The sequence below is a fragment of the Citrobacter sp. Cpo074 genome, assembly GCF_030332745.1.
In the GTDB taxonomy this organism is placed as follows: Bacteria; Pseudomonadota; Gammaproteobacteria; order Enterobacterales; family Enterobacteriaceae; genus Citrobacter; species Citrobacter portucalensis.
Genome location: NZ_JAOWHG010000022.1, coordinates 24,443 through 37,305, shown reverse-complemented (window position 1 = coordinate 37,305; position 12,863 = coordinate 24,443). Strand labels below are relative to the sequence as shown.

Annotated in this window: 12 protein-coding genes; all 12 read right to left on the bottom strand. The window is 52.3% G+C overall.

Features of this window, described 5'->3' with window-relative positions; translation table 11 throughout:
* Nucleotides 1-19: 19 nt before the first annotated feature.
* The 12 genes from wecG to wecA are packed head-to-tail and all read right to left on the bottom strand — an operon-like array spanning nt 20 to nt 12,846.
* Complete coding sequence (wecG, locus tag OGX83_RS00845; RefSeq protein WP_003017964.1) at nt 20-760, bottom strand: lipopolysaccharide N-acetylmannosaminouronosyltransferase; 741 nt, start codon at nt 758-760, stop codon at nt 20-22.
* A complete protein-coding gene (gene wzyE / locus OGX83_RS00840; protein ID WP_128612346.1) occupies nt 760-2,115 on the bottom strand; it encodes an ECA oligosaccharide polymerase in 1,356 nt (451 codons plus the stop codon). Before wzyE ends, wecG begins: the two co-directional genes overlap by 1 nt.
* Nucleotides 2,112-3,191 carry a TDP-N-acetylfucosamine:lipid II N-acetylfucosaminyltransferase gene (locus OGX83_RS00835; protein WP_128612345.1) on the bottom strand — a complete coding sequence of 360 codons (1,080 nt, stop codon included), beginning with the start codon at nt 3,189-3,191 and terminating at the stop codon, nt 2,112-2,114. The genes wzyE and OGX83_RS00835 overlap by 4 nt, the downstream gene beginning before the upstream one ends.
* Nucleotides 3,188-4,438 (bottom strand): lipid III flippase WzxE, encoded by a 1,251-nt coding sequence (gene wzxE, locus OGX83_RS00830; RefSeq protein ID WP_003017971.1) that lies wholly within the window; start codon nt 4,436-4,438, stop codon nt 3,188-3,190. Before wzxE ends, OGX83_RS00835 begins: the two co-directional genes overlap by 4 nt.
* A gap of 1 nt (nt 4,439) precedes the next feature.
* Entirely contained in the window at nt 4,440-5,570 is a 1,131-nt protein-coding gene (gene rffA, locus OGX83_RS00825) for a dTDP-4-amino-4,6-dideoxygalactose transaminase (RefSeq protein ID WP_032945690.1), read from the bottom strand.
* Between the two features lie 4 nt (nt 5,571-5,574).
* Entirely contained in the window at nt 5,575-6,252 is a 678-nt protein-coding gene (rffC, locus tag OGX83_RS00820) for a dTDP-4-amino-4,6-dideoxy-D-galactose acyltransferase (protein WP_286587230.1), read from the bottom strand.
* Nucleotides 6,230-7,111: a glucose-1-phosphate thymidylyltransferase RfbA gene (gene rfbA / locus OGX83_RS00815; RefSeq protein WP_032945685.1), complete on the bottom strand. Its 882-nt coding sequence runs from the start codon at nt 7,109-7,111 to the stop codon at nt 6,230-6,232. Before rfbA ends, rffC begins: the two co-directional genes overlap by 23 nt.
* A gap of 33 nt (nt 7,112-7,144) precedes the next feature.
* On the bottom strand, nt 7,145-8,212 hold the full coding sequence (gene rffG / locus OGX83_RS00810) for a dTDP-glucose 4,6-dehydratase (protein ID WP_103284532.1): 1,068 nt from the start codon (nt 8,210-8,212) through the stop codon (nt 7,145-7,147).
* Nucleotides 8,212-9,474, bottom strand: a complete 1,263-nt coding sequence (gene wecC, locus OGX83_RS00805; RefSeq protein ID WP_286587229.1) for a UDP-N-acetyl-D-mannosamine dehydrogenase — start codon at nt 9,472-9,474, stop codon at nt 8,212-8,214. Before wecC ends, rffG begins: the two co-directional genes overlap by 1 nt.
* Nucleotides 9,471-10,601: a non-hydrolyzing UDP-N-acetylglucosamine 2-epimerase gene (wecB, locus tag OGX83_RS00800; RefSeq protein WP_071446066.1), complete on the bottom strand. Its 1,131-nt coding sequence runs from the start codon at nt 10,599-10,601 to the stop codon at nt 9,471-9,473. Before wecB ends, wecC begins: the two co-directional genes overlap by 4 nt.
* A gap of 55 nt (nt 10,602-10,656) precedes the next feature.
* The gene (gene wzzE, locus OGX83_RS00795; RefSeq protein WP_071446068.1) at nt 10,657-11,703 is read right to left on the bottom strand and encodes an ECA polysaccharide chain length modulation protein; all 1,047 of its coding nucleotides are present in this window, start codon (nt 11,701-11,703) and stop codon (nt 10,657-10,659) included.
* Nucleotides 11,704-11,715: 12 nt separating this feature from the next.
* Nucleotides 11,716-12,846 (bottom strand): UDP-N-acetylglucosamine--undecaprenyl-phosphate N-acetylglucosaminephosphotransferase, encoded by a 1,131-nt coding sequence (gene wecA / locus OGX83_RS00790; RefSeq protein WP_267966254.1) that lies wholly within the window; start codon nt 12,844-12,846, stop codon nt 11,716-11,718.
* Nucleotides 12,847-12,863: the final 17 nt, after the last annotated feature.

Below are 12,863 nucleotides of genomic sequence, written 5' to 3'. Positions count from 1 at the left end.
TATCAGAGGAGAGAGGGCGTCAGAGGTTGCCGGTATAGTGCCAGCGGAGATAGCGTAATAAGCGAAGTTGTCGAGTAATACGGCTCGGCTGCGACAATAAGCGATACAGCCACTCCAGCCCCAGATTTTGCCAGATTTTAGGCGCACGCTTAACGTGACCGGTAAAGACGTCGTAGGTGCCCCCTACGCCCATATACAGCGCGTCAGGGTGAGTCTTGCGGCAATCACGCATAAAGATCTCTTGTTTTGGCGAGCCCATCGCCACCGTCACAATTTGCGCACCGCTGGCGTGAATACGCTCAAACAACGCCTGACGCTGCTCTGGGGTAAAATAACCGTCCTGACTACCCACAATGTTCACGCGCCACTGCGCACGTAGTTTTGCTTCTGTTTGTGCCAGAACTTCAGGCTTGCCGCCAACCAGGAAAACTGGCGTTCCGTTTTGCCCAGCTCGCGCCATCAGCGCTTCCCAAAGGTCAGCTCCGGCCACGCGTGAAACCTGCGCCTGTGGGAATTTTTTGCGCACCGAACGCACCACGCTAATCCCATCCGCATACTTGAACTCCGCGGCGTTGATCAGCTCCCTCACTTCAGGGTTATCTTCTGCTGTCAGCATCTTCTCAGCGTTGATAGCCACCAGCGTTCCTGACCTGAGGTGTCCTTCGGCAAACAGGTAATTCAGCGCATGTTGCATATCGCGCCAGCCAATCAGTTGTAATCCGCGCAGCGAATACAGCGGCGCAGTTGTGTTATCTGTCATTACGATCCTTCAATCTGTGCCTGGGGCAGCGATTTGATTCGTTTATGAATGAGTCCCGCGCTATCAAACAGCCAGAACAACAATTTTGCCACCAGTAGGCAAACGCCGAAAATCACGAGGAAAAAGACCACTCGTGAGACAAACGAATCCAGCCCTTCACGTGCCAAAACGATCATATTGAAAATGGCGCCAAAACAGAAACTGTGCAAAATCGCCGCCTTATAGCGATTGGTTTCGCGATTGCCAAGCTCATACAGCCAGTCGAACCACTTGATGATGAGCCCAACAACAATCGCGCCTAATGGTATAAACAGCGCCCCGCCCATCACCACCAGTGAACCAATTAACGTCGGCGAAATCGCCAGTCCTGAGTGGTTGTTCAACACTTCCCAGGTAAAGTAGTTCGCTGAGTTGAGTACAATACTCGGCCGCCCAGGCCACAGCCAGGAGGGAATAAAGACGTAGAAGTCACGGACGATCGGCGCCAGCCCCTGGAACTCAATATTGTGGTAATTCTGCAGCAATAGCGCCAGGTTCTCCCACGGTGAGAAGGTGTCGCGCGTAAGGTACAGGAACGTATAGAACGCCTCATCGCCGCTAACGCTCATTCCGTAGCGCTTCAACGCCAGCCAGAACATCCCGACAATGCCCAACACGCCTGCAGCGGCCAACATCCACAGCGAAATCCAGCCGCGAATAATGCCGATAAACAAGAAGATGGCAAACGCGATAATGATATTGGCACGCGTCCCACCCACAATCATATAGGTCAGCAAACCAAACGCGACGGTACTCACCAGGAAGAACACCCACGCTTTGCTGTCCTGACGCAGGAAATAAACCACCAGCATTGCCGGAATGAAGAAGTAGAAGAAACGCTTCAGAGCGACGCCAGAGACTTCACTGGAAAAAATCTGGCTATAGGATTGCAGTCTGAACAGCAGGAATCCGTTGTGCATAAAGAAGATGCCCACGCTCACCAGCGCAATCGCCATCAGAATAACCCAGGTCAAATGGGCTTCAACACGATTGATGGTAAACAGCGGCCTGCGCGGCTTATCATCTACTCGTTTGCGCAAGCGCGTTTTATACGTCACGTAGTAGACGGCATAGAAACAGGCGGCTGACAGCAAGGCCTGCAGCAGAATCTCCGGCGGAGCCACTGCCACATCAAAGCGGAACACCAGGATGCTGGTTAACGGGAATCCGAAGAAGAACGTCAGCAAGAACAACAATGAGAAGAAAACATTGAAGTTAAAACGCACGCGGCGGAACTCAAACCAGGTCAGCGTGGCGATAAACAAGGTGGAGAGCAGCCAGACCACCAGAAGACCGCTGAATTGCATCAGGCTCATACGGTTTCTCCTGAAGCAATGCGCAGCGCATTGTGCCACGGCTGCAGATAATTCGGGCTAAAGAAGGTAATAGTATTTTTATCTACCGATGCCAACTGGCGCTGCGCTTCACGTACGACGCCTTCATTGAGATCATCAGTGGTGAATAACACCGGAAGATTTTGTTCCACCATATCCTGCCAGAAGGGATTTTCACGGTTGAGCACGCATGGGATACCCGCCTGGATCAGCAAACACAGGGTACCGATTCCCTGTTGACGGGCAAAAATAAAGTAACCCAAATCGCATTGACGCAATAACGCGAGATAAGCGTCAAATTCCAGCTTTTCACTCAAAATTTGCAGATTATCAGCGCTAAATAACGCCAGGCCAGCCTGGCGAACCTCGTCGATATAGGCCGCATTATTGGCGGGATAACCCATCGGCACAATCACATTCACCGTGTCACCAAACTGCTGATGGACGGCACGAAGCGCGGCAACATGCTCATTGCTGCGATCGCCAGAGTTGCCAACCAGCACCGTCATCTTGCCGCCGCGCTGGCAATCATTGCTCATGTTATTGAGTGAAGGATCCATTCGCGTTGGGAAATAGAGCAACTCACCCCGCACACGGGGATGTTGCTCGGCGAAATAACGTAAATCGCCCCGTGTGGCAAACACGCAGCCCACACGATTCTGCGCCATGCGGCGAATCGGGTAAAACAGGCGGAATTTCAGTCCACTGGAGACTTCGTATAAATCAGCGCCCCAGATATGCCAGTAAAACTGCGCCGGTTTAATCCCGCCACTCAGCAGCGCCAGCCACAGGCTGGTGTTGAACTGACCGTGGAAGAAGAAACGCTGTTGGCGATCCGCTTTTGCTTTCGCGATCACAGCGTCAGCAAGCGCCTTTTTCCCGCTGTAGAAGCTTAGCGATAACGCCGGGCAGCTCTCACTGAGTCCCCCATCCTGACCGGCAACCATAAACGTGCGCGCATGCTCGCTCGTCGCGGCCAGCGAGTCGTTGAAAAACCGCAACACGGTTTGGTTATGGTGAGGGATATCCGATCCCAGAACGTGAATCAGTACAGTCATGCCCGCCTACGCCAGAGTAAAAACACGCCACAACAAAGAGAAAAATAGACGATGTACGTTGCCATATAAGCCTGTGCCGCACCCAGCGCACCGTGTGCAGGGATCAGCCAGTGAGCAAACACCGTCAATAACATGAACTGGCTAATTTCAGCCAAAATATAAAACCGCAGCGATGCTTTCGCGATCACCAGATACCCAAAGACATACGCCCCAACTTTCAGTACATCGCCGACCAGTTGCCAGGCAAACAGATCGCGCATGGCGGTGAATTTTGCGGAGAAAAGCAGCCAGATCGCAAAATCACGCAGCAACCAAACAGTAAAGCTCGCAGCGGCAACCGCCGGTAACACGAACTTTAGCGACTTAACCACCTCGCGCGTAATGTCGCGCTTTTCGGTCAGTCGCGACAACGTCGGAAGCAAGTAAACGCTGAATGAGGCGGTAATGAATTGCAGATAAGCATCAGAGATACTGCTTACTCCCTGCCAAATCCCCACATCATCCCAACTGTACTGCGCCGCCAGCAGGTTTCGCATCATCACGTATGCCACAGGCAGCGTTACGGAGGTAATCAGCGCCATCAGGGTAAACTTGCTTAGCTGTCCAGCCAGACCGTTATCCCACGAGGGTTTCAGGTAATGCAGGGGAATTGCCCCACGCTTAATCAGCATAATAGCGGCGGGGATAACGACCAACGCGGGCACTAGCGCCAGACCCAGCAAAGCGCCTTCATACCCTCCCAGGCGATAACAGCCATAATAAGCCACTACGCCCACCAGGCTACCCACAATCAGCGACAGCGCGTTACCCGCCGCATCGCGAAAGCCCTTCATCAACGCCAGCAGCAGGTTCGCCCAGGCAATACCCATTTGCACCAGCGCAACCAGTCTTACCAGCCCCTGATAATGAGTATGGCCAAACAATCCCTGACTGATTGGCGCGGCCGCCAGCAGAAAAATCACCGCCATCAGCGTAGAGAATCCCAGCACCATCGCGGAAGATGTACCGACTACCTTACGGAGCCGGGTCGGATCGTCATGATGCTGCGCAACATATTTCGTGACGCCGTTGAAAATGCCGGCCCCCGCCAGAACACCAAGCACGGTGACCATCTGGCGGAAGTTACCCGCCTGCCCCACGCCTGCCGGGCCAAACGACACCGCCAGCAGCTTCACGACCAGCAAACCTGCACCAATTTTTACCAGCGTACTGGCTGCCGTCCATAAGGACGCTTTAGCAAGCGACATATCAGGCGAAGTAGTTGAGTAAGGTCGAAATGACCGTTCGCTGGTTTACTGGCGACAGGTTGTAAAACAGCGGCAAGCGCAGCAGACGCTCGCTCTCTTTAGTGGTGAAACGATCAACACCGGCAAATACGCCGAATTTATCGCCAGCCGGACAATCATGTAGCGGGATATAGTGGAACACCGCCATAATTTCAGCTTCTTTCAAGAAGTTAATCAACGCCGTGCGATCGTCGATATCGCGCAGCTTGATATAAAACATATGGGCATTCTGCACGCAGTTTTCCGGGACAGAAGGCAGATCAATGCGTCCGGCACGCGCCAGCGGTTCGAGAGCATCATAATAGTTCTGCCACAGCGCCAGACGCTGCTGGTTAATACGGTCAGCCGCTTCCAGTTGTGCCCACAGATAGGCAGCCTGCAGATCGGACATCAGATAGCTGGAGCCAATATCACGCCAGGTATACTTATCCACCTGACCGCGGAAAAACTGGCTGCGGTTAGTTCCTTTTTCACGGATGATCTCTGCACGTTCGACTAATTTTTTATCATTAATCAGCGTCGCACCACCTTCACCGCCTGCGGTATAGTTTTTGGTCTCATGGAAGCTAAAGCAACCGATGTGACCAATCGTCCCCAGCGCCCGACCTTTGTAAGTCGACATGACGCCCTGGGCCGCATCTTCCACGACAAACAGGTTATGTTTGGTCGCCAGCGCCATGATGGTATCCATTTCACAGGCTACGCCCGCGTAATGCACCGGCACGATAGCGCGGGTCTTGTCGGTGATCGCCGCTTCAATCAGCGTTTCGTCAATGTTCATGGTATCCGGGCGGATATCAACAAAGACAATTTTCGCACCGCGCAGCACGAAAGCATTGGCCGTGGAGACAAACGTATAGCTCGGCATAATGACTTCATCGCCAGGCTGGATATCCAGCAGCAATGCCGCCATCTCAAGCGATGCGGTGCAGGAAGGCGTCAGCAATACTTTCTCGCTGCCAAAATGCTGTTCCAGCCACTGTTGGCAGCGACGGGTAAAACCACCGTCGCCACACAGTTTGCCGCTGTTCATCGCAGACTGCATGTAATCGAGTTCAGTGCCCACCACCGGCGGTGCGTTAAATGGAATCATCGTGTCACCTGTATAACCAATACGCGGTGCTTTCCACATTCGCACCACTGTGTATATAACGTTTAAGCGCGGCGGTATTGCCCATTTGGGTCGCCACGCGCAATGTTGTTTTACCGCGAGCCTGAGCCCAGCAAAGGGCAGCCTGCATCAGTTCTGCTCCCGCCCCACGCCCGGCCAGCAGGCCAATTCGCGCATCGGTCGCATTCAGTTCACGCAGCGAGACATAGCCACGAATATCACCTGCCGGTGTACGAAAAACGAGGCATTGATGATCGAACGTCCCCAGCACCGCGTTTTCAATCCACTGCGCATAAAAACGCGTGCTGGCATCTGCGGCATACCATGGGGCGCGAAAACGACTTTGCGCGAACGCCTGTCCTGCCAGTTGGCGTAATGCAGGGATATCCGTAGTTTGTGCGACCTGCGCACCGTGGTCGCCATGCGCACACATCACCGGCAGCACAAAATCCACTTCACCTTCAACCAGTGAGAAGCCCAACTGTTGCAGGGCATCTAATTCATGGGTATTGGCCGCAGGAATTTTTGCCTGTACCCGCGACCAGGGCTGCAACACATCCGCAGTCAGAACCGGCGCGTGTTGGTCAAAACGCACAATGGCGCTATTCACGCCAAAGAACGTATTTTCCCAGCTAAGCGGCTCAATACTGGCGCGGACGAGCACGGAGCAGCTCCAGCAGGTATTGACCATAACCCGTTTTGGCCAGTGAACTGGCAGCACGCTTCACGCCTTCGTCATCCAGCCAACCGTTACGCCAGGCGATTTCTTCCAGACAGGCTATTTTGAAGCCCTGGCGTTTTTCCACCGTCTGCACAAAAGTACTCGCTTCGATAAGACTGTCGTGCGTACCGGTATCCAGCCAGGCAAAGCCACGCCCGAGCAATTCTACCGTCAGATGTCCGTCATCAAGATACATCTGGTTGATAGACGTAATCTCCAGCTCCCCACGCTCAGAAGGTTTTACGCGTTTTGCGTATTCCACCACCTTGCTGTCATAGAAATAGAGACCGGTCACCGCCCAGTTTGATTTTGGTGCTTTCGGCTTCTCTTCCAGCGAGATAGCTCGAAAATTGTCGTCAAACTCCACGACACCAAAACGTTCAGGATCCATCACCTGGTAACCAAACACCGTCGCGCCTTGCGTTCTGGCGGCTACGTGACGCAGTTTTGGACTGAATCCCTGACCAAAGAAGATATTGTCGCCTAACACCAGACATGATGGTTCACCGTTAAGGAACGTTTCACCAATGATAAACGCCTGTGCTAATCCATCCGGACTGGGTTGCTCAGCATAGTGCAATTCAATGCCGAACTCAGATCCATCGCCCAGTAAGCGCTGGAAATAGCCTTTATCTTCCGGTGTAGTGATAATCAGGATTTCGCGAATTCCCGCCAGCATCAATACTGATAACGGGTAGTAAATCATCGGCTTATCGTAAATAGGCAATAGCTGCTTCGATACGCCACGCGTAATGGGATACAGGCGAGTACCTGAGCCACCCGCCAGAATGATACCTTTCATGCGTTGTCTCCTCCGGGAGCCAAAACCAGGCTGTTAGCCCTTCAGACCTAAACGTTCGCCCTGGTAACTGCCGTCCTGCACGGGTTTCCACCATGCCTGATTAGCCAGATACCACTGCACGGTTTTGCGCATTCCGCTTTCAAACGTTTCTTGCGGCATCCAGCCTAGTTCACGCGCAATTTTCGACGCGTCAATGGCGTAACGCAAATCATGACCCGGGCGATCGTCCACAAAAGCGATCAAGTCGCGGTACTGCGCGATACCCTGCGGCTTTTGCGGTGCCAACTCTTCCAACAGGCTGCAAACCGTTTCGACAACTTCCAGGTTTTTACGCTCGTTATGACCACCGATATTATAGTTTTCTCCCACCGCGCCCGTTGTCGCCACACAATAGAGCGCCCTGGCGTGATCTTCTACATACAACCAGTCACGGATCTGTTGCCCATTGCCGTAAACCGGCAACGGCTTCCCCGCCAATGCGTTGAGGATCATCAGCGGAATCAGTTTTTCCGGAAAATGGTACGGACCATAGTTGTTAGAACAGTTGGTTATCAGCGTTGGCAGACCGTAGGTACGCAGCCAGGCGCGAACCAGATGATCGCTGCTGGCTTTCGACGCGGAATAAGGGCTGCTCGGTGCATACGGTGTGGTTTCAGTGAAGAAATCATCCGTAGAATGCAGGTCGCCATACACCTCGTCAGTCGAGATATGGTGGAAACGAAACGCTGATTTTTTCTCGCTGGTTAAATCACCCCAGTAAGCGCGCGCCGCTTCCAACAGCGTGTAGGTTCCCACGATGTTAGTTTCGATGAAGGCGGCCGGACCATCAATTGAGCGATCGACGTGGCTTTCTGCCGCCAGATGCATCACGCAGTCCGGCTGATAGTGTTGAAACACCCTGTCGAGCGAAGCTCGATCGCAGATATCGACTTTCTCAAAGGTAAAACGAGGATTCTGTGCAACCGGCTCCAGCGACATCAGATTTCCGGCATAGGTCAGTTTATCGACCACAACTACCGCATCCTGAGTCTCATGAATGATATGCCGAACAACCGCAGAGCCGATGAATCCCGCTCCACCGGTAACCAGAATTCGTTTCATTAGCGCCAAACCCCTTTGGTATCAACGATATATTGCTGATGAACCGCATCGCCTTTAATGGCTTTAAATTCATTATGGTCGACCAGCAAGACCAGCACATCGGCGCTTGCCAGGGCATCGTCCAGCGTTGCCAGTTGGCACAGACCGTCCAGTTTTTTCGGCAGTTGATGGATGTTCGGTTCCACCACCAATGTTTCGCCTTTGTGCCAATGCGCGATGCTTTGCGCAATCCCCATCGCCGGGCTTTCACGTAAATCATCAATATTCGGTTTAAATGCCAGACCAAAGCAGGCAATTTTCACTTCGCTGGCCCGTTTATTGGTATCCGCCAGACAGTCGGCCACGGCAGCTTTTACCCGCTCGACCACCCAATGAGGCTTACCGTCGTTTACCTCACGCGCGGTGCGAATCAATTTCGCCTGCTGCGGGTTCTGCGCCACGATAAACCACGGATCAACTGCGATACAGTGCCCGCCAACACCCGGACCCGGTTGCAAAATATTCACGCGCGGATGGCGATTTGCCAGGCGAATCAGTTCCCAGACGTTGATCCCCTGATCGGCGCAAATCAGCGACAGCTCATTGGCAAAGGCGATATTGACGTCGCGGAAGCTATTTTCAGTCAGCTTGCACATTTCCGCAGTGCGGGCGTTAGTCACGACACATTCACCCTCAAGGAAGATGTTGTACAGTTCGCTAGCACGCGCGGAACAGACAGAGGTCATTCCCCCAATCACGCGGTCGTTTTTAATCAGTTCAACCATCACCTGGCCCGGCAGCACTCGCTCTGGGCAATAAGCAATGTTAACGTCAGCCTGTTCACCGACCTGTTGCGGGAAAGTCAGATCAGGACGCATTTCAGCCAGCCATGTGGCCATCTGTTCGGTAGCCCCGACAGGCGACGTCGATTCAAGGATCACCAACGCGCCTTTTTTCAGCACCGGCGCAAGAGACTTCGCCGCAGCTTCCACATAAACCATATCGGGTTCGTGCTCCCCCTTAAACGGAGTAGGCACAGCAATCAGATAGGCATCCGCATCTACAGGGGTTGTGGTCGCACACAGAAATCCATTTGCGACCGCCGTTTTCACCACGGCGCCCAAATCTGGCTCAACGATATGAATTTCACCGCGATTAATGGTATCCACCGCGTGTTGATTTACATCTACGCCAATCACATGCTTTTGACGGGAAGCAAAGGCAGCCGCCGTCGGCAGTCCGATATAACCCAGCCCAATGACAGAAATGGTCGTAAAACTCATAGCGATATCCGATTATTTTTTAACGCGTGTAAAATGCGGCCACATGCCTGCCCGTCACCATACGGATTATGGGCGCGGCTCATGGTCTGATATTCATTGTCGTCATGCAGCAAACGCGTGACTTCTTCGACAATACGCTGCGGGTCTGTCCCTACCAGACGTACTGTGCCCGCAGTAATCGCTTCCGGACGTTCCGTCGTTTCGCGCATCACCAGTACCGGTTTCCCCAGAGATGGGGCTTCTTCCTGAATCCCACCAGAGTCGGTAAGGATCAGCCAGGCGTGATTCATCAGCCAGACAAACGGCATGTAATCCTGCGGTTCAATCAGGATGACGTTTTCAACGTGACCCAGAATACGATTAACCGGTTCGCTGACGTTAGGATTCAGGTGCACTGGATAGACAATCTGTACGTTCTGATTGGCCGCGGCAATTTCCGCCAGCGCGTGGCAAATGCGTTCAAAACCGCGACCAAAGCTTTCCCGACGATGACCGGTCACCAGAATCATTTTTTTATCAGCGGCCAGGAAAGGATAACGTTCTGCCAGATCGGTACGCAGCACCTCGTTTCCCAGTACACGGTCACGAACCCAGATCAACGCATCAATAACCGTATTACCTGTTACGAAGATACGGCTATCAGAAATGTTTTCCCGTAGCAGGTTTTGGCGCGAGTTTTCTGTTGGCGCAAAATGATACATCGCCAGATGCCCGGTCAGCGTACGGTTCGCCTCTTCCGGCCAGGGAGAGTAGAGATCGCCTGTACGTAAACCCGCCTCCACATGCCCTACCGGAATGCGTTGATAGAACGCGGCCAGGCTAGTGGCAATGGTGGTCGTGGTATCGCCGTGAACCAACACAACGTCGGGTTTAAAATCAGCCAGAATAGGCTTTAATCCTTCAAGGATTCGGCAGGTAATTTCTGTTAGTCCCTGACCTGGCTGCATAATATTGAGATCGTAGTCAGGTACAATGGAAAAAAGGTTCAACACCTGATCGAGCATCTCCCGATGCTGTGCCGTGACGCAAACTTTTGCCTCAAAATCAGGATCTTTTGCCAGCGCATGAACCAGAGGTGCCATTTTTATGGCCTCTGGTCGCGTGCCAAATACAGTCAGTACTTTCACATCGATTCTCTTCGGATTGGCAGTGAGAGCCCAGCCCCTCACTGCAACGATATTGCTAAATCGTGCGGCGACGGGTTAACGCGACACCAGCACCGATCAGAGCCCCAACGATGCCCCACATAATCATCAGGAAGGCACGACGAGGGCTGTCACGTTTTACCGGTTCCTCCGGTGTACGCAAATAACGATAGGTCTGAAAACGCGGATCCAGAGTTGGCCCAACGTTCAGTGTGTTAAGCATGGCTCGGTTTTGGAAGTAGTCCAGATCGAAATCGGGACCAACAGATTGCAGGTTTTCGAGTCGCGCCTGCAGCATAGGACGTCCGAGCAAAAACAGTTCTGAATCGGGCAACTCTTCAGCCGGAACGTCAGTGGAAGTACGCGAAATATTATGCTGTTCAGCAATTTTGAGTGCCTGCTCAATATTATGAACACGGCGAGAGAAAATCGATTTCGCCACTTCTTCCTGGCGTTTAACCTGTGCTTTCATCTGCACGGTGCGCGCAGCCCAGGCTCCCTTTAACTCGTCGTTCAGATGACGCGCTGCACGCTGACTGGCAAACGCGACGTACTGTCGCAGCAGATTGTTGGCATCAGGTGCCGTCTCGGCAATCAGTTTCACGCTGTCATTGGTATTACGAACCGCATCGCCGGGCATAAACTGAATGTTATTGATCAGTTCATCCAGCATCGCCGCATCGGCTTTACTGTTACCCACCATACGTTGCTTGTAGTAATCAGTCTGCAGCCAGAATTCACGGCGCGTATCCCATGAGGCAAGCTGCATAATAAATTCTTTATAGGCTTCATCCATCACTGACGGTTGATCCGCAGATGCAAGACTGGCCTTGATGTCCAGGTTACGCAAGAACTGCTGCTGAGAATAATAGCCGCCCAACATATTGACCGTTGGCCTGTCTGAAATCGCCGTTGCACTCCACTCCTGACGAGCAAAAAACGTATACGCGAGAGCGACTATCGCGAAGGCGAGAGCCATGCCGACAATCCACACTTTCCCTGCCCATAAGGCACGAAACAACCCACGGATATCCAGTTCATTTTCTGCGCTCACGGCGTGTTCCCCCGGTAATGGTTGTGTCATCGCATCCTCAATTCACTTGGTTAAGTTTGGTTTGCCTTCGCGGTGCCTTCGTAGCCTGCGCTTAACACGCTTAATAAATCTCGCGACCTTCCATGCCCGCTTAATACAGTAACCGTAAAGACCGAATGCCAGTAAAAAGAGCACCAACATGGCCCATTCAGGAACTAAACGAAAATATTCAGCCAGTGCACCGATAGAGGCCAGAATCGCTGCAGCCAACGTGATCAGAACAAATGCCTGTCGGGAAGTAAACCCGGCGCGCATCACTAAATGATGAATATGCTGGCGATCGGCAGAGAAAGGACTCATGCCTTTACGTAAACGACGATACATGATCGCCACCATATCCATTAACGGAATGGCGATAATCCACAGTGCAGTGACCGGGCTAATAGGATGCGTTTTACCTTGAGTGGTCTCCAGCAGGATCCAGATTACCGTAAAGCCAATCAGCGTACTCCCCGCATCGCCCATAAAGACCTTATAGCGGCGTCCAAGAATACCCAGGTTCAGCATGATGTAAGGCAGGATGGCGGCAATCATGGCAAAACACCAGATAGCCAGGCTTGTCTGACCATCGAACCACAGGATAAACCCCATCGCTGCGAATGAGACGCTGGATAGCCCGCCTAACAAGCCATCAATGCCATCAACCATATTAAAGGCGTTAATCGCCGCCCAGACGGCAAAAAGGGTGAGAAAATAACCAAAGGGACCCAACAACAACTCCCACGGGCCAAAAATATATCCCAGGCTACTTAGATAAAGCTCACCTTTTACCATCATCAAAATAGCAATCACCGCCTGAACAACTGCTCGTACTTTTACGCTGATGTCAAAACGATCGTCAAGCGCACCAACAAACACCAGCACACCTGCACAGAAGAGGTATAACGAGGCATGGGGAATGTAATAATCCGAAAGGCCAAACATGAAATTGATTCCTGCAAACACAGAAATCCCGCCCACTAACGGAATAATCCCTTGGTGACGTTTGCGGAAGTTTGGCTTATCCACTAAACCTATTTTTATGGCTACTTTTCGTGCCAAAAAAATAAAAATGGTTGTGAATAAAAAAATACTAACTAGCTCAGAGAAAGCAGCGAGTAGATTCACAGTGTATGTGTTCTCAGCATATATCATTTCCTTAAAGTATAATG